Here is a 24,196-nt window from a genome sequence, read left to right as displayed (position 1 = left end):
CGAATAAACCGTTGGTTAGCTTTCCCAGTCTTCACCTACTGGCTTTCTTGACCGGTTCTTTTCCGTGTGTATCAGCCTTTCCGCCTCTTCACGGTCATCGGCGGTCGCATCGTCGGGCAGGGAGTTGTCGTTCTCGAAAACCAAGGCGAATTCATAGAACATCGGAAAATGGTCTGACCCGATATGCGGCTGCCGTTCAATGGACACGAGCTCAAACTCTTCCGAATGGAAAACATGATCCAGGGGCCATCTTAAAAATGGAAAGCGGGCGTCGAAAGAATTGAACATTCCGCGCCCCTGGCGCGGATCCAGCAACTGGGAAATTCTGAGGAACCGCCGGGTTGTTTCTGACCAGGCGACGTCATTGAGATCCCCCGTTACGATCAGCGGCCGTTGCCTTTTTGCGGCTAACTTCCCGGCAACAAGTATCTCTGCATCTCTTCCTTGCGTATCCCGATGTGGAACAGGAGGGTCGGGATGGATGGAAATGAGGTCAAACAAGTGACCTTCTGTGACTTTAAACGAACAATGAAAACTTGGAATTCCTTCATTCAACAAGAACTGGATATCACCTCTTGGCATTTCCAGGCGAGAGGCCAGATACATCCCGTAGCTGTTGTCCTGCGGACAGGAAATTTTTTGAGCATAATCAGTCAGCGATGCGTCAAGGGCGTCAACCCATTGCTGATCAGTTTCCATCAGGATGAGGATATCAGGATCACGGGCGTTAATCAGCTTGATTAGGTCTTGATGTCTTCGATTGCCTTGTTTCACATTACAGACGAATAGGCTTATGACCGACCGTTCCGTATTGTCCGGATGATGCCTGGCGGACTGTTTAGCCCATAGAGGTGTGAAGCGAGCGATGTACACGGCCTGAATAGCGAGCGCCATAGACAGCATGGCGAGGAAGATCAGGCTAACCCAGTTGATGGGCAGAATTACGAGCAGGAAAATGATTGCCGTGATTGACAGGATGGCGAGTTGAAGGCGTCCGAAATCAAATACCCGAACGGCACCATGTGCAATGGGTATAAATGGGATCAGGCTGGCTAAAAAACAGAATGACGCAATTGTGCCTAACACATAATACGACATGAAATTCTTTCAAAAATTATCGGTTGTCAGTATATAGAGGTCGGCGCGAAATTACTGCTACAATTTCATCTTATATTGCCGTGATGGATCGGTTTAGGCCGCGCTCCCCAGGTGCCGTTTAAGAAATTTGATGTGAAAATAAGTTTCATGGAGCAATTGCATTTGTCTCTCAATTAAATTTGTTGTCGCCTCTGGCGGTTCACTTTTAAGCGCTTCGCGGAATTGTTCGAGAGCAACATTCTCCGCCCTTTCCAGCTTTTCTACCAAGGTGAGTTCCATATCATCTATCTCGGTTTTTAAAGGCCCAAAAATATCTGAAGCCCGGCCGTTGCCGATTTTCTCTTCTGATGCTTCACCAACAATCGAATGTGCGTGTAATCTAAGGTTAATGATGACGCTTTCCCGTGTTGAGGCAATCCTTCGGAAGGTTTCCCCCAAACTCCGACTGTTCGTGCGATACGCCGCAGTTGCATAAAATTCGCGCGCGTCTTCGCAAATGTTAATGAGATCACTCAGCGTCTCTATCGTCGTTATTGGCATAATAAAACTTTCTTTTGCCTTCGCGTTCATTCGCATCAGCATCCCAACCAACAAACAGCTGAAAAAAAAGTTCCTGAATGGGGGAACCTTTTGGCGAGTTCGGTGTTTGTCATTTGTGTAACGACTTCTGAACACAAAAGAGGATTAGATAATGCAAAAGAAATTTTTAGCGACAGCATCCATCATCGCCCTTATGGCTGTATCTCCCGCGCTTGCCGGGACCGCAAATACGGAAGACAGCACGGCGAAACAAGCGACTGAGCAGGTTAAAGAAGGCTGGGATAAAACCAAGAAGGCAGTCAAGGAAACTGCCGAGGATGCCTCTGATGCAACGAAGGAAGCTTACAGGGAATTCAAGGCCTTTATCTTCAGTGACGATGACGGCAAACTCGGCGTCGAACAGGTTCAGGTTAATCCTCGTACGACGGCAACGGGCATTATTGGCGAACCCGTTTACAACTTTAATAATGAGCGGGTCGGCGTCGTAGAGGACATTATCCTTGATCAGGACGGCAAGGCCGCCATGGTTATCATTGGTGATGGTGACTTCTTCGGTTTGGGCAAACTCGCGGCATTTGATTATAACGCAATGGTCGAAAAGAATGCGGACGGCGATATTGTCATGCCGCTGACGGAGGAAGCCATCGAGCGTGCCGCGGAATTCTCATTTGACCGGAATGACACAGGCGAGAATGTTCGCATGATGCCGGCCAACGCATACAGCGTGGAAAAACTTCTTGATGCCCAGCTCGTGAACGCGAAAGGCGAGACGCTAGGTGAAGTCGATGACATCGCCTTTAAAAGCGGGCAAGCCAGTCAATTGATCGTGGGATTTGATAAAATTCTCGGCTTTGGCGGCGAAGAAATAAGCTTGGCTTATGACGATGCGAAGCTCGTCAAGGACGGAGATGATGACTACAAATACACGCTTTCTGAAAAGAAGTCCTCGCTTATCAGTAATCACAAATCTTTGATGAACTAAGCGCATTGGGCTAACTGAAAAGGAGAACGAAATGCTAAACCAAGATATCCTGAAGGGTAAGTGGAAGCAGATCAAAGGCGAGGCCCAGAAGAAATGGGGCAAGCTGACCGATGATGATCTGGACCAGATAAATGGTGACCGTGAGATCTTTCTGGGAAAAATACAGGAGAATTACGGAGTTGCCAGAGAAGAAGCTGAAGAAATGCTGGATGATTTCGAAAGAGATCAAGTATCCTAGGCCTACCTGAACTAAGAGAGCGCCGCACTATCTGCGGCGCTCTTTTTTGGTTTTGAATTATTAGCCGGACAACAAAGACAATGTTAGCGGGAAACAGGTAAAGTTCAACGTGACATCGCTCTTGCTGAGTGGCGACAATATAGTGCGGCCTAATAGGGGCGCCATTATTCCAATTTGCGTCAAACAGAGACGAGGAGTCCTTCGTCTGAAGGCACCAAAAATCCGTTCGTCTGATAAAGCAAAGAGCTGATTTATTACACCATTAACAAGCTGTTGCGCGACATTGGATAGAGACGCGGCATTAGCATAAATGATCGCTTCGATCCCAAACCGATCTAAATCTTGGCACGTTCCTTATGAAAAAGTTGACTAGATCAGATTCCGTAGAAAAACTAGGGATTATGGAAAACGACGGACCGCGACCGACATATACGCTTTTCTGGGAAGCGCTATCTGGCGCTATGGTGGTAGAACTTGTTCTTGAGGAAATTGGCGCCAGTTATGAACGACGTTTGATAGACATGGCAAACGGAGAACATCTAACAGATAACTACCGCACCCTAAATCCAACTGGGCAAGTCCCGGCGCTTTTACTGCCGAATGGCGACGTAATAGGTGAAAGTGCTGCAATCGTGCTAACTCTAGGCGAACGACATCCTTCGGCATCGCTCATTCCTTCCGCAACATCAGCCATTCGACCGCATTTTCTAAGGTGGCTTATCTATTTGGCGACGAGCCCATATATGACAATGGTGCAGTTCAACCATCCTGAACGGTTTACATCTATTTCGGCTGTTCATGGCGATCTTGTCGAAAATGCAAAAAGCCGATTGGTTTCTCAGTTTGAGATTTTGGATGGTGCGATTTCAGGTAGCCCATATTTTTTCCAGACGGGATTTTCAGCAGTGGACCTGTACCTGTTCATGTTGGTTAATTTCTTCCCTGCCAAAAGCGAGATTTTTCAGAACTGCAATAAGCTTCGAGGTTTATACGAGGCTGTTGAATGCCGTCCTTCGACGACCCGAATCATTTCGAACCATGTCGTTACTTAAATGGTAAGATCCGGCGGCTGATCGGTTGACAGCGCCTTATTTGGTTATCTCCAAGCCAGTTCTTGAAATTTAATTATCGATGCAGGCGTGTCCATCGGTCACTGATCTGCAGAAATTTCTTGCATTCAAATTCATGTCAATATATTTACATAAATATTGAAAACAAGAACATGGAGTGAGCATGTCAAGACTGGCTATAGTCACAGGTGGAGCGGGCGGTATCGGGGCAGCCATTGCAGCTGAACTCGCAACCCTTGGCAACAATGTTGCAATTCTCGATATCAACAAGGAAGCTGCACAGGAAACCGCCGAGAAGATTTCCGACTCCGTCGGGCGCGACGCCGTTATTGGAGTAGAGGCGGACATATCCGACGATGCCTCCAGCGAAACGGCCTTGAATTTGGTGGTCGAACAGCTGGGGCCGGTTTCCATCCTCGTTAATAATGTCGGCTGGGATCGTATCATGGGCTTTCTGGAGACGGATTCCGCCTTTTGGGACAAAGTCATCGCCGTCAATATGCGTGGGCCTATCGCACTTACACATAAGGTTATCCCGATGATGCTTGAGGCGAAATGGGGTCGGATCATCAATATCGCCTCTGATGCCGGACGCGTCGGTTCTTCCGGTGAGGCCGTTTATTCCGCCTGCAAGGCTGGCATGATCGGTTTCTCCAAGACCCTGGCACGGGAATTTGCCCGCGCGAATATCACGTCAAATGCCGTCTGCCCCGGACCGACCGATACACCACTCCTTAACAATCAGCTAGGTGAGGGCGAAACCGGCCGGAAAATATATGAGGGATTGAAGCGCGCCATTCCAATGAAACGACTGGGCCAGCCCGAGGATCTTGCTGGAATGGTCGGGTTCCTCGCGGGCGACAAGGCTTCTTTTATCACCGGACAGACGATCAGTGTTTCCGGTGGATTGACAATGAACGGATAGGAAAAAAAGAAAAATGAAATACACGGATATTCTCTATGAGGAGCGCGATCATGTGGCCTATATCACCATTAATCGCCCCGAAAAACTCAACGCCTTTCGTCCGCAAACTGTCGATGAACTGATCGAGGCCATAAAGAGTTCCGGCTGGAATAGGGATATTGGTGTCATCGTTCTGACGGGAGTTGGCAATCGCGCCTTCTGCACGGGCGGTGATCAGTCCGATCATGACGGCCAGTATAGCGGTCGCGGGAGTGTCGGGCTCGCCATTGAAGAATTACAGGGAACCATTCGCGATGTTCCTGTGCCGGTAGTCGCAAGAGTGAATGGCTATGCTATTGGCGGTGGGAATGTTCTGGCAACCCTATGTGATTTAACTATTGCGGCGGAAAGTGCGCAATTCGGGCAGGTCGGACCAAAAATGGGATCCGTGGACCCCGGATTTGGAACGGCCCTTTTGGCCCGTTGTGTTGGCGAAAAGAAAGCACGTGAAATATGGTATCTCTGCCGTCGCTACACAGCGCAGGAGGCTTGTGAGATGGGCCTTGTGAACAAGGTTGTGCCGGACGCTGAACTTGATGCGGAAGTGGAGAAATGGTGCCGGGAAATTGTGGAGAAAAGCCCGACGGCCATTACCTTGGCCAAGCGTTCCTTCAATCTTGATACGGAAAATATTCGCGGAATTTCCATGCTCGGTATGCAGGCCGTCAGCCTTTACTACGATACGGAGGAATCGCGAGAAGGGGTCGATGCCTTCATGAACAAACGCAAAGCGGATTTCCGTTCCAAGCGATAATCAGGCCGGGAGGATATCTCGATGACGAATACAGTCGCCTTGAACTTGGCATCTCCTGTTGCAACGCTGACATTACAACGACCACCGCTCAACGCAATATCTGTCGAGTTGATCGAGGATATTGATGCTGCGCTGGACGCTGTCATAGAGGCTGGAGATGTGACTGTTCTGAGGATCAGGAGCGCGGCCAAAGCCTTTTGCGCTGGGGCGGACCTGGTGTCGGTGCGCGAGATCATGGAGGCGGCTGATCCGAGCCATGAGATGTTGCGTTTTGTCGGCCGGTTTCACGAACTTAACAACCGCATCGCCTCCCTCGATATCGTAACGATTGCCGAGATCGAAGGGGCGGCGGTTGGCGGCGGTTTGGAGGTCGCTATGGCCTGTGATTTTCGTGTTGCGACAGTGCGGGCTCGCCTGGGTCTTCCGGAGGCAAAACTCGGGCTTATTCCCGCAGCGGGCGGGACTTTCCGGTTGCGCCAGATTGCGGGAATGTCGGTTGCCCGCCGGCTCATTCTCAGAGGGGAGATAATAAGCGCGAAGGAAGCATTTTCATGTGGTCTCGTTGATTCCCTGGTAGATCCGTCTGAGGTGGATGATGCGGCGGCATTCGAGGCATTTGCTTCGGAAATAGCCGGAAATTCGCATTCTGCTGTCGTTGCCGCAAAGCATTGCCTGGCGACCCCGGTGGAACAAGGGCAGGCAATCGAAACCTCTAAGGTTGCGGCGCTGATTTTAGAGGATGAAACGCAATCCCGGATCAGAAAGTTTCTCGGTCAATAACCCGCTGAAGAAAAACTAACCCAAAATTTCTCGATTATTCCAATCGCGGAGAAAGACGTTACGCGTTCATCTCAGTGAAACGTTATTGACAGAAAAATTAAGACAATATATTTACATGAAAGGGCAGTGGAAAATTATGTCGCCAACTAAAGCAAGTGCCAGGTCGGAAATTGGCGGTGCCGGCAAAAAATTTCCGCTTTTGTCGTCTGCATTAAAAATCGGATCGATGACACTGTCCAATCGTATGATCATGGGGTCCATGCATACGCGGATGGAAACAATGGATCGACCGCTTGAGCGAGAGATAGCATTCTACGAAGCACGGGCACGCGGACATATCGGTATGATCGTATCAGGAGGATTCGCACCGAATAGCCAGGGGCTGATTGATCCGGGCTGTTTCATCATGAATGACGGGATCGATAAAGGATATCATCAGGAACTAACGTCCGCCGTGAAACAGCATGGGGTACGGTTTGTTGCGCAGTTATTGCATGCGGGTCGCTACGCGAAGATTGACGACAGTGTCGCACCAAGCGCACTGAAAGCACCAATAAACTCTAGAATGCCGCGCGCCCTCCCTACGAAGGAAGTCTGGGAAACAATCGCAGACTTCACGTGCGCCGCGCTCAAAGCGAAAGAATGTGGCTATGAGGGGATCGAGCTGATGGGCTCGGAAGGGTATCTCATCAATCAGTTTCTGTCGCCGCGCACCAACCATCGGGATGACGAATTCGGAGGAAGCTGGGAGAACCGGCAGCGGTTCCTTCTCGAAATAGTGCGTTCAATCCGTGCGGCTGCCGGCGATGATTTCCCGATCATGTGTCGTATGTCGATGCTCGAACTGGTGGATGGCGGTATGCCGCAGCGCGAAATTCTGGAGTTGGCCCAAGCCCTTCAGGAAAACGGCGTCAACAGCCTGACGTCTGGTATTGGTTGGCATGAATCCCGTGTTCCGACTGTGGCTCAAGTAACACCCCGGGCGGCGTTCAAAAGGGAAATTGCGGCGGTGAAAGCCGTTGTCGATATCCCGGTGATTGCCACGAACAGGATTAACACGCCGGAGGTCGGTGAAGCGATCCTTGAAGAGGGTGTTGCCGATGCTGTTTATATGGCACGTCCAATGCTGGCCGATCCGGACTTCGCGCGCAAGGTGCTGCATGGAAACGAGAAGCTGATTAATGTTTGCATTGCCTGTAACCAGGCATGTCTGGATCATATTTTCGTCAGCAAAGTTCCCACCTGCCTTGTGAATCCGCGGGCCGCACGCGAGGTGGATTTTCCTGAGGGAAAAACGGACAAGCCAGAGAATATTGCTGTTGTCGGTGGCGGCGTGGCAGGGATGGTGTTTGCAATGGAGGCCGCGGACCGTGGACACAGCGTTACTTTGTTCGAACAAGGAAATTCCCTGGGCGGATTGCTGAACCTGGCCAAAGTTATTCCCAGTAAAGGAGAATTCAACGATTTTATTCGCTATTTGTCGGAGCGATTGTTGGAAACGGGCGTGAATGTTCGTCTTGGGGAGAGAGCGACGCCAGCGTTGCTGGAAGATTATGAGCGGATCGTCATCGCAACCGGAGTTGCTCCCAGAATTCCGGAAATCGAGGGTATCGATCATCCATCCGTTGTCACCTATGAAGACGTGTTGACAGGCAAAATGACGCCGGGCAGACGGGTCGCCGTTATTGGCGCCGGAGGGATTGGTTTCGATACGGCAGAATTTCTGCTGTCTGGCGGTGGTGGTGAGTATGCAAACCGTGAGGATTACGCCAAAGAATATGGTCTCGCCGACAACGCCGATGTTAGTGGCGGGTTTCAACCTGACGCCGCCATGGCCCCAAAAATCCAGCGAGAAATTTTCTTGCTGCAAAGAAGCGAGGGGCGTCTTGGCAAAACTTTATCAATCACGACGGATTGGATCAAGCGAACGAGATTTGCGAAATCCGGGGTTCAGATGCGATCCGGTGTGGACTACCGGCGGATCGACGATAAAGGACTTCACATTACAGTAAATGGAATCGACGAGACACTGGTGGTTGATACAGTCGTGATCTGTGCAGGCCAGATCGCGGAAACATCGCTTGAAAAGCCGCTCCGGGCGAGCGGTAAGACAATCAACATGATAGGGGGGGCATTGTTTGCCACGGAGCTGGATGCCCAGCGGGCCGTCGACGAAGCGACACGGCTCGCCTTATCGATTTGATGAAGATGATTTGAAAGACTGGAGAAAGTTGTCTTCAGACAATACGAAACAATAAGAAGCGGGGAGGTAACATGTATAAATCACATCAAGGACGCGCCGTTAACCTGACGAAAGAGCGAATTGAGGCCATGGTTGAGTGCGGCGCATGGAGTAACAAGCTCATTACTGACTATTTCGATGAATGGGCCTCGAAAAATCCGGATAAACCGGCGATTGTCTCTTATTCAGTGGAATCCAGTGAACGACAGGAAATATCCTATGGTGAATTGCAGGCGCTGTCATTTCAGATTGCCGCCATGCTTCAGTCTCGAGGTGTTGGTCTTGGCGACATTGTGTCGTTTCAGATGGTCAACCGAATTGAAGTAACGGCGATTACTCTCGCCGCTGTCCGGCTTGGCGCTGCGGTCAATCCGCTTATGCCTGTATTACGAACCCGTGAGCTCACGCATATTCTGGAAACAACGGAATCCAATATACTGATAGTAGCGCGGGCATTTCGTGGTTTTAGCTATGAGGAGATGGCCAAAGATTTACAGGCAAATATCAAGACACTCGATCATGTGATTGTGCTGGATGATGATCCGGCGTTCTCTCGCCCCGCCAAGGGACGGGGGGCGGATCTGATCGATGCCGAGCGGCCGGATCCCAACGAGCTTTTTGAGATCATGTTTACTTCCGGTACGACGGGACGGCCAAAAGGCGTGATGCATACCGCAAATACATTGTTTGCAAATATTATGCAGACATCGGAAAGATTTCGCCTGACTGACAATGACGTCATATTCTGCCCCACTCCCATGGCACATCAGCTTGGCTTTCTTTTTGGCGTACTCTCTCCCGCTTACTGTGGATGCACAGCGGTTCTGCTGGATGCCTGGGTGCCGGAAATGGCTGTTGATATTCTGGAGCGGGAAAAAGCGACATTCTGCATGGGGGCGACGCCCTTCCTGACCGATGTTACCAACTATCCGAACATTAAAGAGCGAGATATCGAAAATTTCAGGCTCTTTGTCTCAGGCGGCGCGCCGATCCCGTCGGCTCTTGTTACCAAAGCGATTGAAAATCTTTCTGCCGCAATCGTCTCAGTTTGGGGAATGACTGAAGTGTTGGCGGTGACAACCGTCAAGATCGACGATCCGGCCGAAAAGGCATCGGGGAGCGATGGATGTGTCACGCCCCATACCGAAATCCGGATTGTCAATGAAAGCGGTGAACTTCTGGATTCCGGGCAAGAAGGAACTCTTGAAACGCGGGGTGCAACGATCTGTGTTGGCTATCTCAAACAGCCTGATGCATTTGTGCTGAAGGATGGTTGGTTCGATACCGGAGATTTGGCCCGCATGGATGAGGATGGATATATCCGCATCACGGGCCGAAAGAAGGATATCATCATTCGTGGCGGTGAGAATATTTCAGTCGCGGAGATTGAAGGGCTGCTTTTCAAGCATCCGTCCATTACTGCCGTTGCAATAGTTGCCATGCCGGACGATCGGTTAGGGGAGCGGGCCTGCGCTTATGTTTGTGTCACGCCTGGCTGTGCACTGAAACTTTCCGATATTACGGGCTTTCTTGGAGAGTATGGGGTTGCAAAAGTCTACTACCCGGAAAGGCTTGAAATCATCGATCAGATGCCGATGACCGTAACGGGTAAAATTCAAAAATTTGAATTGCGGGAAAGGGCAAAGGCGTTGGCATAAGGCCAACGCAATTGCGATTTCTTTATTAGATCGTTCCCAGGTTCCGTTGCAGCTTGTCGATGAAGTGCTGGAACTGCACCAACTCCTCTGTCGTGAAATTCACGAGGGCGACGTCGTAAAATTCGGAAATTCGATTAATTAGCTGTTTCCAGATAACCCATCCCTGGGGTGTCAGTTGGACAAGTTTTGCGCGGCCATCGCGCGGGTCCGGCACGCGTTGGCTAATTCCATGATGTTCAAGACGGAGAAGGAGGCCGTTTACATTTTGCCGACTGACCAACAAAAATTCTGACAACTCATTTACACTTACGCCCTCTTCATGGCCGGGTCGTGCCAAAGCGCCGATCACCGACCATTGCTGACTTGTCAGCTTAAGTTCCGATGTCCATTTGGTTCCGGCGGTATGCATGCAGTTTGCCGTTTTAAAGAAACGAAACAACAAACGGTTGCTTAAATGGAACCTTTCGTCACTCGGTACCGTGTCATAAGGCTTGTTTGGGCTTATTTCTGACTTCGACATTACTACTCCATATAATTTGAGGCGACATTATCCCTTGGCATTCTTTTCGTCCAGAAGAATGTCTTATTGCAGGGTATCATGATTTTTAAAAATATGTAAATATATTGACATTAAATACCTTCATCTGTTACTTCTGACGAGACAATAAATTGTCTAATAACAGCGGAGGTACCAACAAATGAAAAGCATATTGAAATATGTGACTATCGCGCTCGTCGGCGGGTTCCTGTCGACACCCGCACAGGCGGAAGTGATGATTACGGGGGCGAGCTGCCTTCCGGAAGGATCCTATTTTTCAAAAAGATTCGAAAACTTTGTCGCCGATGTAAACGAACAGGGAAAAGGGGTCATCCAGATCAACTATCTTGGCGGTGCGCCGGCAATCGGTGATCCGTTCAGCGTTGGTCTCAAAATTGCGAAGGGTGCTTATGACATTGGCAATTGCACGGGTGCATATTATCAAAGCGCACTCCCTATCGCCGATGTCTGGAAATTACTTGAAAGAACCCCGGATGAGCTTCGTGAAAATGGCGGCTGGGACTATATTACGAGATTGCACCGCGAAGTGAACCTGGTTCCGATAGCGCGCCTGCATTACGGCGTGCCATTCCATCTTTACCTTGGACCAGATAACAAAATTGACAGCCCGGACCTCTCCGGCCTGCATCTCAGGGTATCCCCGATTTATACCAATTTCTTCCAAGCCATGGGAGCGACAACACAGCAAACAAGCTCCACGGATATCTTCCCGCTCATGGAAAATGGAACGATTGTCGGCTATGGCTGGCCGATCACCGGGATGCGCCCAGGCTGGGAAACCGTCACAAAATATCGGGTTGACCCTGGGTTCTATGAGGTGGATTTCCAGCTTCTTGTAAATGCGAAAATGTGGGACGGGTTGCCGCAAGAGGCGAGGGATCTAATTCAGAAAATCGCGTTGGAACATGAAGCGAAAGCCGGTGAGCAGGATGCCGCCGATATCGTGAGTGCACAGAAAAAGCAGATAGATGAATTCGGTTTCGAAGTTATCAAGTTCGAAGGTGAAGAAGCCGAAGCCTGGCTCAAAGGCGCTCGTGAAGCGGGTTGGGCCGGTATTGCAAAGATCAATGAAGAACAGGCTAAAGAGCTTCGAAAGACGTTCGCAAAGGAATAATCAAAAACTTTTTCACGGAATCGGGCGAGAGGGTATCTCGTCCGAATTTTCAGAAAGCTGACGTGATGATCAAGCTGCTAGACGCTGGCCTTGGCAAGATCTATGGAAGCGTTGGAAATGTGACAGGTCTTGCAATTGGACTGTTCGCAATTTTCATTGTTCTCGATCTTGTTCTCAGGAAATTCGGCCTGCCCCTAATCGAGGGGTTACAGGAAATTATCGAATACTCCTTGTATGTTGTTGTTTTTCTCGGGGCGCCCTGGGTGCTTCGATTGGGTGCTCATATTCGGGTCGATTTTCTCTCTTCGCTTCTCGGAGAGCGAAATGTCAAGACCCTGGATGTCATGATGAATGTTCTGGGTCTCATTATTAGCCTGTTGCTTGTCTATTATGGCATGCGCAATCTGATGGAGGCGTATCAATTCGGTTCCGCCCAAAGGCAGGTGTTCGTCGTAATGGAGTGGCATCTGCTGATAATCTTCGTGCTCTCGTTTTCCCTATGTGCGGTGGAGTTCTTGCTCCGTATGTGGCGCGGTCATCCCGTATCAGAGGAGACAGCATAGCCATGATTATGGAATGGTATATGGCGCTGGCTCTTTTGATCGGGGCGGTTATCCTCCTTATGTTCGCTGGCGCGTGGGTGGCTTTTGCTTTCTTCGCGGTAAATATACTGGGTGTTTTCGTTTTTCTGCGCGGTGAAATCGGCCTCTCAAGCATGCCAATGGAGTTTGTTCTCTCCATCACCAAATTCAGTTTTGTACCGGTCGCCCTGTTCATTCTGATGGGCGAAATCATGTTGCAAACCGGAGTTGCCTATCGCGCGATCCGCGCGATCGATCCATTGATCAGAAAATTGCCCGGTAGGTTGTCGATTGTGTCCGTGGCCTCAGGCACCGTTTTTTCCGCCCTCACGGGATCGACGATTGCAAATACGGCGATCATGGGGAAGGTGATGCTGCCGGAACAATTGAGCAGGGGCTATAGCCCGACGTTGGCTATGGGGTCGATCATGGCGGTCGGAGGTATTGCCATGCTGATCCCTCCGTCTGCCCTGGCTGTGCTCTTGGCCAGTTTGGCGGAAGGTTCGATTAAGGATTTGCTGTTGGCGGGAGTTATTCCCGGTCTGTTGATGGCGGTTTTGTTTGTTGCCTACATCGTCATTCGCTGTTGGCTCAATCCTTCTCTTTCTCCCGCAGGATCCGACGCGGAGGTCGCTGATCAGCCAAGTGCGTGGAAGGGGTTTTTCACCGATGTGGTGCCGCTTCTTATGATCTTTGGGGTCGTGGTCGGTAGTATTATTTTCAAAATCGCCACACCGGAAGAATCTGCCGCACTTGGATGTATCGCCGCGACCATTGCTTGCCTGTGCTACCGACAGCTTGATCTGAAGACGATGATGAAGGCGCTAAGAGAAACCGCGAAAGTAAATACGATGATCCTGTTTGTCATCGCAGGCTCTGCCACCTTCAGCCAGGTGCTGCAAATTTCCGGCGCGACCGGTGGCTTTTTACGGCTTATCAGTATGTGGGACCTTAGCACGCTGACCGCTCTGCTGTTGATCATTGTCGTGCTGTTGATTTTGGGCGCCTTTATGGATCAGGTCAGCATGATGCTCCTCACTTTGCCGTTCTTCCTGCCATTGGCGGCCTCCAGTGATATCAACCTTCTGGTTTTGCTTATTGTCATGCTTGTCGCGCTGGAGATCAGCTTGCTCACGCCACCATTCGGTTTGCTTCTTTTTGTGATGCAGGGCGTGGCGCCAAACTGGATCAAACTTGGGATGATTTATCGGGCGGCCCTGCCCTTTCTCGGTATTGAGCTATTCGTTCTCGGCCTGATCGTCTTCTGGCCGATGGTAGCGACGTGGCTTCCGATTACTTTTAAATAGGTTTAAAAAATGAATGTTGAAAATCTGCGTGCCGATGTGCATTCGGCGATCAAAAGCCGGCGATCTATCCGCCGCTTTCTACCGACCGAAGTACCCCAGGAAATCCTCGAAAAAATATTGATCGGCGCCGGATATGCGCCAAGCGGTCACAATTCCCAACCCTGGAAAGTTTACATCATTCGGGGAGAGACGAAACAGCGTGTAACCGATGGTATCCTGAAGGCGATTGCAACAGAACCGGAAGAGGATCACCAGCCCGAGTATGACTATTATCCGACAGAGTGGTTTGACCCTTATCTCACGCGGCGGCGCAAAGTCGGCCATGACCTATACGAACTGTTGGGTATCGAACGCTCAGACAAGGCCGCGCGGGAAAAGCAGATGGCTGAAAACTTCAGTTTCTTCGGGGCTCCCGTCGGCATGTTCGTAACCTTTGATAGACGGCTCGCGACCGGTACTTTTATGGATATCGGTATGTTTTTGCAGAGTATTTTTATCGGCGCGCGTGGCGAGGGACTGGATACCTGCGGTCAGGCGGTATTCACCTGGTATCACAAGGTAATTAGAGAAATTCTGCCTATGGAAGAGAATGAATTGTTGGCGTGCGGGCTTTCGCTTGGGTACATCGATCCCGCCGCGCCCGAGAACCGGCTTTTCGCAGAAAAGCTGGAGTTGTCGGATTACTGCGTTTTCCTAGATTAGCAGTATTTCGATGATCCTCCCAGAGGGAGGTCCGGAAACGGACCTCCCCAATTTCCCTTACCTACAGATCAATCGATTTACAGATCAGTTCCTTCATCACCTCGTTGGCGCCGCCATAAATCATCTGTACCCGGGCGTCGGCATACTGCCGGGCAACCGGAGTTTCCATCATATAGCCATATCCGCCATGCAGTTGCAGGCATTCATGAGCGACCAAATTCTGGGTTTCAGTTCCCCAGTATTTCGCCATTGAGGCCGCGGCTGTATCTAGAATTCCCATATCCGCCTTGACGATGCAGTCGTTGACAAACGCCCGGAGCATTTCGGCTTTGGTCTTGAGTTCGGCAAGTTTGAAGCGGGTATTCTGGAAATCCATCAATCTCTGTCCGAATGCCTGCCGCGACCGGACATACTCAATCGTTTGCGCAAGGGTATAGTCAATCGAGCCAAGAGCGACGACGCCAAGGGCAAGCCGTTCCCAAGGGAGCTGTGTCATCATCTGGTAAAATCCCGTACCCTCGCGTTGGCCGAGGAGGTTCTCTCTGGGGATCATGACATCTTCAAAGGAAAGTTCACAGGTATCGCTGCCCATCAGGCCAAGCTTTTCAAACTTCTGGCTGCGGTGCAGGCCCGTCGCGCCATTTGTTTCCAGGACGATAAGCGAAATGTCTTTTGATCTTTCGTTACTGTCCGTCTTCGCCGCGACGATCACCAGATCGGTCGTTGTGCCATGTGTGATAAAAGTTTTGGTGCCATTCAGCTGATAGTTATCACCTTTGCGGACAAGGCGCGATCGAATGGATTGAAGGTCGGATCCACATCCGGGTTCCGTCATGGCGATTGCCGCCACACTTTCTCCTGAGACAAGCCCCGGTATCCAGCGTTGCTTCTGCGCCTCCGTTCCATAGGCGATGATGTAATGCATGACAATGCTCTGGACGATATAGGTCCAGCTGGCATTGCCGCTGGCGGCCAATTCATAAAGCACAATGGCGTCAAACCCTATGTTGCCTCCAGATCCGCCATATTCGGTTGGAATGGAACCGCCCATAAGGCCCTGCTGCCCCGCTAGTTTCCAGAATTCCCGATCTATATAACCTTGCTTGATATAGGCTGGCATCTTTGGCGTCAGATGATCGGCAAAGATTTTGCGCGCTGTCTCCGCGATCAAGCCATGCTCTTCTGTTTTCCAGGTGGCGGTTTCCGTGAATAATTCCATTTTCTGACCTTCTTGAGAGTTCTGTTGTTGTTTGATTTCTATTAGAAGGGCAATCTGCATAAAAGTAAATATGTTTACATAAATTTATAAGAAAGGGCAGAATTCCGGGGCCCGCCTACCGTTTAGAGGGAGAAAATATGAAGGATAGGTACTGCCAGAGGAGAATTGGACTTCGACTGTATCTGGGTAATTCCTTAATTTCCAGGAATGAAAGAAAAGTCCATTCGCTATTTCAGTTTGAGCTCTGAATTCGGAGAAAATCCTTGTTTAGCGTATATTTCCTTAAGGTGCTCAATAAACATACGGACTTTTGCCGGGACAAAGCGGCTTTTCGGATAAACGGCCATAATGTCATAATCGGGCAGTTCATATTTCTCTAAAACAGGAATAAGTTTTCCACTTTTTATGTACTGTTCTACCTCCCAGTAAGATCGCCATTGCAGCCCCAGATCTTGCAGCGTCCAATGATGTAGAATGTCGCCATCATTACAGGAAAAACTACCCTTGACGCGAACATTCACAATATTTCCTTTCAGCTTGAACTTCCATTGACGTTGCAGCGAGCCTCTTAAATTAAAACTGAGGCAGTTATGATCCGCCAAATCGTCTATGGACGTAGGGGTGCCATATTTATCCAGATATTTTTTTGTGGCGCATACTACTCTGCGATTGCGAGCCAACCTGACGGCTGTGCATTTTGGATCAACGACATCGCCAAACCGAATGCTGATGTCATATCTTTCGTTGGCAAAATCAATAAGCTCATCCGAAAGGTTGAACGACATTTCGACATTCGGATATTTTTCCATAAAAGAATGTGCATGAGCCGCGACATGCAGCCGTCCAAAAGAGGCAGGCGCGGAAACCAACAAATGTCCTGATACTTTAAAATTTCGTTCAGACAGGGAACTTTCTAATTGATTGAGTTCGTCTAATAGAACCTTGCAGGTTTTTGCATAGACCGACCCTTCCTCCGTTATCGCCAAATGACGGGTTGAACGATGGATTAATTTTGTTCCAAGGCGTTGCTCCAGCGCGTCGACACGTCTTCCAATCATCGCGGGCGTTACAGATTTCCCAATTGCCGCCTTTGTGAAACTACCGGCCTCAATTGTTGCTAGAAAAGCCTCTATTTGTTTCAATTTATTCATGACTTATTCTATACGTTTAGTAAATAAATAATGTATTTTACTGTATATTATCATACGAATTATTTTGTGCTAGCCTCTTATTTAACAATCTGTTGGCAGGGAACTTTGAGAAATTGGAGCGCCCGTACACAGACTAAAAGACCAAAGACTATCGTCTGAAATTGGAGGAGTGAGCAGTGAAGACCTTATTTGAGAATGTGAATATCTTTGATGGCACCGGTTCGGCATTATTTCCTGGTGAAGTAGTTGTCGAGGATAATTGCATTACTGCAGTTTCAAAAGGTAGCGGGAAAATTCCAAGAGACGGAGCGGAAGTCGTTAACGGTAATGGCGCAACATTAATGCCCGGACTTTGCGAGCCCCACGCGCACATCACTTACCCGAATATGCTCAAGTTAAACGAACTAGGCGATACACCTCCGGAAGAACATATCTTCGTTACGATGCATAACGCGCAAACGATGTTGAATGCCGGCTTTACGAGCCTTTATTCCGCAGCCTCTTCCAAATTACGGACGGAAGTTGTCGTTCGCAATGAAATCAATTCCGGAAGAATTATGGGGCCTCGGTTCCGGGCGGCGTCTCCGGAAATTGTGGCAACGGGCGGCCTCGGAGATGAGCGTCAACTACACATGTACCATCAAGGTATTGAGATTATTGCTGATGGTAAGGATGAACTAATTAAAACGATCAGGACATGTATTCGCGAAGGTGTTGATACGATCAAGATAAATATTTCGGGCGACAATTTCGTGAAAGTTGGTCACGACGGCGTTTGTACCTATACGGCCGAGGAAGTGAAGGCTGCCGCGGACGAAGCTCATGAGCGGGGCGCCTGGTTGTCGTGTCACACACGATCCGATCGTTCGGTGCGCATGGCTCTGGAAAACAAGTTCCGGGTCCTTTATCACTGCGAATATTCCACTGACGAAACGCTCGATATGATCGAGGCTGTTAAAGACGAGGTTTTTATCGCCCCGGCAATTGGAGCGAACTATCGCCTCGCACATCATGCGGAAGAGTGGGGAATTACGCCGGAAGTGGCGGAAAGTATGCATCTCTTCAAGACAATAGATCTGACTATTGATACGTATCAGAAAATGCGCAAACGCGGTATTCGCGTAATGCCGGGCGGAGATTATGGATTTATCTGGAATCCCATCGGGACGAATGCGCGAGATTTTGAATATTTTGTCAATCTGTTTGGGTATCAGCCTGCCGAAGTGTTGAGTGCCGCAACGATGTTGGGCGGGAAAATAATGGATATTCCAAACCTGGGGCTGATCAAAGAGGGCTATCTTGCCGATATCTTGCTCGTAGACGGCGATCCGATAAGTGACATCGCGGTTCTTCAGGACGTTGATAAGATTTTCATGGTCATGAAAGATGGCCAATTCTGCAAAGATACGAAGAAGCTGCAGACCGCAGCGTGATCTGACTTAGTTGCATTTATTTATGAGACGGGCCTAGCACCGGTTGTGGGCCTTTTGGAGACGTGCGTTCAAATTGGAAAAAATGTTGGGGCTCAGGAAGTTAGTTTGACATGAAAATTAATAACAAAATTTTGTCCGTAGAACAGAATGGTGAAGGTGAAACCATCATGATGATTCACGGTTTGGGCGGAAGTTGTAATGCCTGGATGCCCCAACGTGAAGTCTTGTCCAATCATTATCATGTCGTTTGCCACGATCTCGAGGGATCAGGCCGATCGCCCTATCAGGGCGAGCTGTCCATTGAAGGATTTGTGCAGGACGCCCTGTCCCTAATGGACGAACTAAAAATAGACTCGGTACATCTGGTCGGGCACTCGATGGGGACGATTGTCTGTCAGCATTTGGCCGCCAATCATGCTGAGCGGGTTAAAAGTATGGTGTTGATGGGCCCTTTGACAGAGCCGCCCGCCGGCGCGCGCAATGCCTTGAAAGACCGCGCGAAGCTCGCCCGTGAGCAAGGGATGGCGCCGATTGCGGATGCTTTGGTCGAAGCGTCGATTTCCCAGGAAAGCCGAAAGTCCCAGCCCATTGTTTGCGCTTTTGTCCGTGAAATACTTATGGGCCAGGACGCAGAAGGGTATGCCCGGACATGTGAAGCACTTGCGGCAGCGAATTCCGCAAAACTGGAGGCAATCTCATGCCCGACATTACTGTTGACCGGGGATGAAGATAAGGTTGGCAGTCCCGCGGATACCCTGAAAATGGCCCACCAGATCGCCGGATCTAGCTTGAAAATATTCAGCAATACGGGTCATTGGACAGCGATCGAACGGCCCCAGGAAGTCAACAACGCCCTATTGAATTTCTATTTCAGTGTTTCTAACAAACACCTTGGTTGCCATGAAAATCCATAAAAGAAAAGTATCGGCAATTGTGTACTTGATCGTCTTGGCGCTGTTCGCGACTTTTGCCGCATGGGCAATTACAGACAATAAAAATCTGTTCGTCACGGTCAGTATGAATGGTCTGACAATTGCCGCGCTTTATTTTTTGGTTGCGATCGGCTTCACACTAATTTTCGGCCTTTTGAAAAATGTCAATCTAACCCACGGATCTCTTTATCTTCTCGGGGCCTATCTCGGTTATACGGTGGCGGATTTAAGCGGATCCTGGTTGGTCGGTGTGGCCGTCGGGACCTTTGGTGTTGGGATCGTCGGTTTCCTGCTGCAGGTACTGGTCTTTCGCCATATGCAGAACCAGGAGCTGCAACAGGCCCTCGTGACGATCGCCATATCGGTGATATTGGCGGACCTGATGCTTTGGGGGTGGGGCTCTGATATCTATCAGCTCGACCCGCCGGATTGGATGTATGGCGCCGTTGCGATCCCCGTCATCGGAAAATACTCGATCTATAAGTTATTCATCCTTGGGTTTTCTATCTCCGTTGGTTTGGGTCTCTGGCTGCTTCTGAACAAGACCTATCTGGGCGTGATGATACGGGCTGGCGTTGATGACCAGCAGATGCTTTCTGCGATGGGGGTGAATGTACATGTTGTCTTCGCGTTGACGTTCGCTATTGGGGCGGCGATTGCGGGCCTTAGCGGTGTCATCGGGGGGTCCTTGATGTCGATCACGCCGGGTGAGGATACACGTTACTTATTGGCGTCTTTAGTCGTCGTCATCGTTGGCGGCATGGGAAGTATTATAGGGACCGCGCTGGGGGCCATATTGATTGGTTTATCGGAGCAGTACGGCCTTGCCTATGCTCCGACATATGGCGTGATTTTCACCTTTATAATCATGGCTGCCGTATTAATTGCCCGGCCACAGGGCTTGCTGGGGCGGGAGTAATATGGACATTTTTTCTCAAATCCGAAATTCATCCCAGTGGGTGTTTTATCTGTTCGGATTAATCGCCTTGTTGGCTTACCCATCCTTTGCCAATAACTTTTTTGTCTTTCAGATTGGCGCCCTGTCGTTGATTTTGGGAATGATTGCCTTGTCATTGACGCTTCTGGCGGGATATGGCGGCATGGTATCACTCTCTCAAATGTCGATCGCAGGGCTCGCTGGTTACTTCCTGGCGCTGTTTGGTGAAAGTAATGCCGTTCAGAGCCTGCAATTGGCTCCTATTATTGCGGTTCCGGCAGCGATCATTCTGGCGACATTGGTGGCAAGCTTTTTCGGGCTGCTTTCTGTCCGCACTGAAGGCGTTTACACCATCATGATTACCTTGGCGGTTGGTGTCGCGACATTCTACTTCGTGCAGCAGAACTATGTGATTTTCAACGGCTTTCAAGGATTGTCGGGTATTCTGCCGCCGACGGTTTTCGGCACAAACTTTAAAGATCCCGTACCATTTTACTATGTCTCGTTGATGTGTGCCGTATTGGCATATGTCTTCGTAGTCTCGCTTATTCGGTCGCCTTTCGGCGTTGCCCTTCAAGGGATTAGGGATAACCCACGGCGCATGAAGGCCCTCGGATATAACATCTTTTTGCATCGGATCGTTACGCATTCCATTGCCGGCGCTCTTGCCGCGACGGGCGGCGTCTTGCTGGCCTGGTTCAATGGGTTTGTTTCTCCCGGAATTGTCGGCGTGGATGCCATGATCAATATCCTGATCATTGCCGTTATTGGTGGATTGAACCACCCAATTGGCGGCTTTGTCGGGGCGGTGATTTTCATTCTACTACAAAATTTCGCCATCGATTTGGTCGGCAGTGATCGGTTCCGATTATTGGTCGGTTGTGTGTTTTTCCTAATCGTCATTTTTTCACCAAATGGGCTGATCGGTGTTGGATCGAAAATTCTGAATTGGGCGAAGAAAAGGCCAAAAGCAAGTGAGGATAAAATGGGTATGGAGGTAATAAAGGTTGACGATGTTTAAGTATTAGTAAGTAAGAAAATCCAATCATTTTCTCGGAGGAGGTAAGTATGAAGATAACAAAATTCAGACGAGTACTAACTGTAGTAAGTACTCTAACAATCGCTGGCTTTAGTTTTTCCGCGCAAGCAGAAGACGAAATTAAAGTGGGTCTTCTGGCGACATTGGAAGGACCGTTTACTGTCCTGGGACAGGACGCAATTCGAGGCGCGGAGCTTGCCTTGATGGAATGGAAAGGAATGGCCGGGGGCAAAAAGATTGTTTTTGTAAAAGGGTCCTCTAATGCCCAGCCTGATTCCGCCGTCAATGCGACGCGTAAACTGGTTGAGCAGGACAAAGTCGATTTGATGATTGGTCCCCTCTCCGGATCAGAGGGTGTTGCCGTAAAGAACTACTCTCGTACTCAGCCACAGATTACGTTCATTAACGGAAGCTCAGGCGGACAGGAAACAACTCTCGTTGATCCGTCTCCAAACTTCTTTCGATTTAATCTCGATGGCGCCCAAGTGATGGCACCCTTGGGTTCATACGCGTATGACAAGGGTTTTAAGCGGACTATGATTATTGCGGAAGATTATTCGTTTCCGTACTCGCAGGTTCAAGGGTTCATGTCCGGCTTTTGTAAAGCAGGCGGTAAAGTTCCGAAAAAAGCATGGGTTCCGGTCGGCAACAAGGATTTCTCCTCTGTGATTGCCTCTATTCCGGAAGATGTCGATTCTATCCTCGTTGTCCTGGCCGGTGCAGATGCCGTTAATTTCATGCGCCAGTATGAACAGGCAGGTGGAGACAAGCCGTTTATTGCCGGCTCCGTCATGGTTGACCAAACTGTTCTCAGCTATAAAGGCAAGCGTCGTGATGCCTTGATCGGCACTTTGTCATCTGGCTGGACTGCAGACAAACTCGATACCCCGGAATGGAACAAGTTTGTCGCGGAATACCGCAAGTCTTTTGATGACGCATTTCCTGCACCTTCCTTCTTTGCATTTGCCTATTACAGCAACGTAAAGGCAATGCTGGAAGCTCTGGACCAGGTAAATGGTGATTTGTCAGACGGTCAGGCGAAATTCAGAAACGCGCTTCAGAACCTTCAGCTTCAGACGCCGGTTGGTTTGATTACGTTGGATGAAAACCGCCACGCGGTCGGACCGGCATTCATTACTGAAATCATCAAGAATGACGAAGGTGATCTTGTCTCTGAAGTCGTGCAGACAGTGCCAAAAATTGATCAGAAGCTGAATCTTTCTGCAGCGGAGTTCGATGCAATGGGCATTGGTTCACGTGAATCACCGTCCTGTCCATAGCTTTGAAACCTGTATTGGCTAAATGCTAGTAAAAAGTCAAAAAAAGGAAATTGATCAATAATGACTTATGCATTGTCCATTGTTGATTTAACGATTTCGTTTGGAGAGTTCACTGTGCTTGATAAAGTCACAGTGAACTTCTCTCCAGGGGAGCGTCATGCGATATTGGGGCCAAATGGGGCGGGCAAAACAACCTTGTTTAACCTGATAACCGGTGACTTGAAACCGACGTCCGGGACCATTGAATTTTATGGGAATGACGTAACCAACACGTCGACACATAAAAGAATTCGCCTGGGAATGAGGCGTACTTATCAATCTTCGCTGCTGTTCAAAGATCTCACCGTCCGTGACAATATTTTTGCGGCCGTGCGCGGAATAAAAGCAGGCCGAATGAAGGTGCTTCCTTTGTCAAAAGATCATAGCGATGTGATTGATACGGAAAAACTGATTGGCCGTGTCCATTTGAAAGATGTCGCGGATAAGAAGGTCGTCGATTTGTCTCATGGCCAGCAACGTCAGCTGGAAATAGGCATGGCGATGGCCGGTGAGCCAAAATTTATTCTATTGGATGAACCCGCAGCCGGGCTATCGCCAAAGGAGCGTGACGACCTGGTCAGGTTGCTTGAAGGCCTGCCCTCGGAGATTGGTTTTGTGATCATTGAACACGATCTCGATATCGCGCTCAAAGTCGTTGAGCAAGTAACAGTCATGAGTAATGGCAAAATTATTGCCTCAGAGTCACCCCAGGAAATAGTCAAAAACCCCCAGGTGCAGGCGATTTACATGGGCACCCATGACCATAAAGGTAACATGCATGCATAGCCAGAATTCAGCCGCTGATTTGCCCGTATGCGAAAGTCGACGTCCTCCTATTCTGGAGGTGCGTAATTTCAATGTGCATTATGGAAGAGCTCATATTGTCCAGGAAGTATCGTTGGAACTGACACAGGGCATCCTCGGTATCGTTGGTCGGAATGGCATGGGGAAAACAAGCCTTTGTAATGGTATTACCGGACTTACACCAGGCATCGGGGACGTCTTTCTGAAGGGAGATAACATTTGCGGATTGTCGCCCCACGCCATAACGCGAAAGGGGATGGCCTATGTACCGCAAGGGCGGAGGCTATGGAATTCGCTCAATGTCCATGAACATTTGAAGTTAGCCGGTAAAGGAAAAACCGGAAATTGGTCTATTGATCGTATTTATGAACATTTTCCGAGACTGGCGGAGCGGAAAACCCACCTTGGTAAGGAGCTCTCTGGCGGCGAGCAACAGATGGTCGCCATTGCAAGAGCATTACTGCTGAACCCGGCATTGATTGTAATGGATGAGCCGACGGAAGGTTTGGCGCCGGTGATTGTCAGCCAAATGATTGATCTTTTCAATAATCTGGCGGCAACAGAAGAGCTTACAATTTTGCTGATTGAACAGAACCTGAATGTTGTTTTGGAGGTCGCCGACAATGTTTCGGTGATGATCAATGGCCGGCTTGGCGAGACCATTCCTGCTCGGCAGCTATGGGGAGATACCGAAATGCAGAAACGGCTTTTTGGTTTTAGTGATGAAGCAGAACCAGAATGACAACCCACGAGAGCGGCAGTTAGAGCGCCGT

The 24,196-nt window shown here is 49.5% G+C and carries 24 protein-coding genes; 19 read left to right on the top strand and 5 right to left on the bottom strand.

What is annotated here, in order from left to right:
- Positions 1 to 15 precede the first annotated feature (15 nt).
- Positions 16 to 1,098: an endonuclease/exonuclease/phosphatase family protein gene (locus tag GQF03_RS12975; RefSeq protein WP_161339705.1), complete on the bottom strand. Its 1,083-nt coding sequence runs from the start codon at positions 1,096 to 1,098 to the stop codon at positions 16 to 18.
- A 93-nt stretch (positions 1,099 to 1,191) separates the two neighbouring features.
- On the bottom strand, positions 1,192 to 1,668 hold the full coding sequence (locus GQF03_RS12970) for a PA2169 family four-helix-bundle protein (protein WP_161339704.1): 477 nt from the start codon (positions 1,666 to 1,668) through the stop codon (positions 1,192 to 1,194).
- Positions 1,669 to 1,789: 121 nt separating this feature from the next.
- On the opposite strand from GQF03_RS12970, the gene GQF03_RS12965 reads away from it, so the two are divergent.
- The 8 genes from GQF03_RS12965 (at position 1,790) to GQF03_RS12930 (ending at position 10,326) form a co-directional block, all read left to right on the top strand.
- Positions 1,790 to 2,620: a PRC-barrel domain-containing protein gene (locus tag GQF03_RS12965; RefSeq protein WP_161339703.1), complete on the top strand. Its 831-nt coding sequence runs from the start codon at positions 1,790 to 1,792 to the stop codon at positions 2,618 to 2,620.
- A 31-nt stretch (positions 2,621 to 2,651) separates the two neighbouring features.
- On the top strand, positions 2,652 to 2,858 hold the full coding sequence (locus tag GQF03_RS12960; protein WP_161339702.1) for a CsbD family protein: 207 nt from the start codon (positions 2,652 to 2,654) through the stop codon (positions 2,856 to 2,858).
- 356 nt (positions 2,859 to 3,214) lie between these two features.
- Positions 3,215 to 3,910 (top strand): glutathione S-transferase family protein, encoded by a 696-nt coding sequence (locus GQF03_RS12955; protein ID WP_161339701.1) that lies wholly within the window; start codon positions 3,215 to 3,217, stop codon positions 3,908 to 3,910.
- Positions 3,911 to 4,091: 181 nt separating this feature from the next.
- A complete protein-coding gene (locus tag GQF03_RS12950; protein WP_161339700.1) occupies positions 4,092 to 4,853 on the top strand; it encodes an SDR family NAD(P)-dependent oxidoreductase in 762 nt (253 codons plus the stop codon).
- A gap of 13 nt (positions 4,854 to 4,866) precedes the next feature.
- Entirely contained in the window at positions 4,867 to 5,646 is a 780-nt protein-coding gene (locus GQF03_RS12945) for an enoyl-CoA hydratase-related protein (RefSeq protein WP_161339699.1), read from the top strand.
- 21 nt (positions 5,647 to 5,667) lie between these two features.
- Complete coding sequence (locus GQF03_RS12940) at positions 5,668 to 6,426, top strand: enoyl-CoA hydratase/isomerase family protein (RefSeq protein WP_161339698.1); 759 nt, start codon at positions 5,668 to 5,670, stop codon at positions 6,424 to 6,426.
- A gap of 85 nt (positions 6,427 to 6,511) precedes the next feature.
- Positions 6,512 to 8,629 carry an oxidoreductase gene (locus GQF03_RS12935; protein ID WP_206376383.1) on the top strand — a complete coding sequence of 706 codons (2,118 nt, stop codon included), beginning with the start codon at positions 6,512 to 6,514 and terminating at the stop codon, positions 8,627 to 8,629.
- Between the two features lie 71 nt (positions 8,630 to 8,700).
- Positions 8,701 to 10,326, top strand: a complete 1,626-nt coding sequence (locus tag GQF03_RS12930; RefSeq protein WP_161339697.1) for an AMP-binding protein — start codon at positions 8,701 to 8,703, stop codon at positions 10,324 to 10,326.
- A gap of 25 nt (positions 10,327 to 10,351) precedes the next feature.
- Here GQF03_RS12930 and GQF03_RS12925 read toward each other — a convergent pair whose 3' ends face one another.
- Positions 10,352 to 10,846 (bottom strand): MarR family winged helix-turn-helix transcriptional regulator, encoded by a 495-nt coding sequence (locus tag GQF03_RS12925; RefSeq protein ID WP_161339696.1) that lies wholly within the window; start codon positions 10,844 to 10,846, stop codon positions 10,352 to 10,354.
- Positions 10,847 to 11,099: 253 nt separating this feature from the next.
- Between GQF03_RS12925 and GQF03_RS12920 the strand changes: the two genes are divergently transcribed.
- From GQF03_RS12920 to GQF03_RS12905, 4 genes are all read left to right on the top strand, one after another.
- Positions 11,100 to 11,999, top strand: coding sequence for a type 2 periplasmic-binding domain-containing protein (locus GQF03_RS12920; protein ID WP_161339695.1), 900 nt, complete (start codon positions 11,100 to 11,102; stop codon positions 11,997 to 11,999).
- 65 nt (positions 12,000 to 12,064) lie between these two features.
- Positions 12,065 to 12,562 (top strand): TRAP transporter small permease, encoded by a 498-nt coding sequence (locus GQF03_RS12915; protein ID WP_161339694.1) that lies wholly within the window; start codon positions 12,065 to 12,067, stop codon positions 12,560 to 12,562.
- A 2-nt stretch (positions 12,563 to 12,564) separates the two neighbouring features.
- The gene (locus GQF03_RS12910; protein ID WP_206376389.1) at positions 12,565 to 13,887 is read left to right on the top strand and encodes a TRAP transporter large permease; all 1,323 of its coding nucleotides are present in this window, start codon (positions 12,565 to 12,567) and stop codon (positions 13,885 to 13,887) included.
- A 9-nt stretch (positions 13,888 to 13,896) separates the two neighbouring features.
- Positions 13,897 to 14,589, top strand: a complete 693-nt coding sequence (locus GQF03_RS12905) for a nitroreductase (protein ID WP_161339693.1) — start codon at positions 13,897 to 13,899, stop codon at positions 14,587 to 14,589.
- A gap of 61 nt (positions 14,590 to 14,650) precedes the next feature.
- Here the strand turns inward: GQF03_RS12905 and GQF03_RS12900 are convergent, their stop codons facing one another.
- On the bottom strand, positions 14,651 to 15,808 hold the full coding sequence (locus GQF03_RS12900) for an acyl-CoA dehydrogenase family protein (RefSeq protein ID WP_161339692.1): 1,158 nt from the start codon (positions 15,806 to 15,808) through the stop codon (positions 14,651 to 14,653).
- A gap of 227 nt (positions 15,809 to 16,035) precedes the next feature.
- Positions 16,036 to 16,959, bottom strand: a complete 924-nt coding sequence (locus GQF03_RS12895) for a LysR family transcriptional regulator (RefSeq protein WP_161339691.1) — start codon at positions 16,957 to 16,959, stop codon at positions 16,036 to 16,038.
- A 176-nt stretch (positions 16,960 to 17,135) separates the two neighbouring features.
- Between GQF03_RS12895 and GQF03_RS12890 the strand changes: the two genes are divergently transcribed.
- The 7 genes from GQF03_RS12890 to GQF03_RS12860 all read left to right on the top strand — a co-directional run bounded on the left by GQF03_RS12890 (position 17,136) and on the right by GQF03_RS12860 (position 24,165).
- Entirely contained in the window at positions 17,136 to 18,392 is a 1,257-nt protein-coding gene (locus GQF03_RS12890) for an amidohydrolase family protein (RefSeq protein WP_161339690.1), read from the top strand.
- Between the two features lie 110 nt (positions 18,393 to 18,502).
- The gene (locus tag GQF03_RS12885) at positions 18,503 to 19,306 is read left to right on the top strand and encodes an alpha/beta fold hydrolase (RefSeq protein WP_161339689.1); all 804 of its coding nucleotides are present in this window, start codon (positions 18,503 to 18,505) and stop codon (positions 19,304 to 19,306) included.
- On the top strand, positions 19,293 to 20,243 hold the full coding sequence (locus GQF03_RS12880) for a branched-chain amino acid ABC transporter permease (RefSeq protein ID WP_161339688.1): 951 nt from the start codon (positions 19,293 to 19,295) through the stop codon (positions 20,241 to 20,243). The genes GQF03_RS12885 and GQF03_RS12880 overlap by 14 nt, the downstream gene beginning before the upstream one ends.
- A gap of 1 nt (position 20,244) precedes the next feature.
- The gene (locus tag GQF03_RS12875; RefSeq protein WP_161339687.1) at positions 20,245 to 21,282 is read left to right on the top strand and encodes a branched-chain amino acid ABC transporter permease; all 1,038 of its coding nucleotides are present in this window, start codon (positions 20,245 to 20,247) and stop codon (positions 21,280 to 21,282) included.
- A 47-nt stretch (positions 21,283 to 21,329) separates the two neighbouring features.
- On the top strand, positions 21,330 to 22,580 hold the full coding sequence (locus tag GQF03_RS12870; RefSeq protein WP_161339686.1) for an ABC transporter substrate-binding protein: 1,251 nt from the start codon (positions 21,330 to 21,332) through the stop codon (positions 22,578 to 22,580).
- A gap of 60 nt (positions 22,581 to 22,640) precedes the next feature.
- Positions 22,641 to 23,405: an ABC transporter ATP-binding protein gene (locus GQF03_RS12865; RefSeq protein WP_161339685.1), complete on the top strand. Its 765-nt coding sequence runs from the start codon at positions 22,641 to 22,643 to the stop codon at positions 23,403 to 23,405.
- 112 nt (positions 23,406 to 23,517) lie between these two features.
- Positions 23,518 to 24,165 carry an ABC transporter ATP-binding protein gene (locus GQF03_RS12860; RefSeq protein ID WP_161339684.1) on the top strand — a complete coding sequence of 216 codons (648 nt, stop codon included), beginning with the start codon at positions 23,518 to 23,520 and terminating at the stop codon, positions 24,163 to 24,165.
- Positions 24,166 to 24,196 lie beyond the last annotated feature (31 nt).

It is taken from the genome of Sneathiella chungangensis (genome assembly GCF_009882935.1).
Classification (GTDB): Bacteria; Pseudomonadota; Alphaproteobacteria; order Sneathiellales; family Sneathiellaceae; genus Sneathiella; species Sneathiella chungangensis.
Note: the sequence above shows the minus strand (reverse complement) of the source record. Positions and strands in the feature narration are given on the sequence as shown.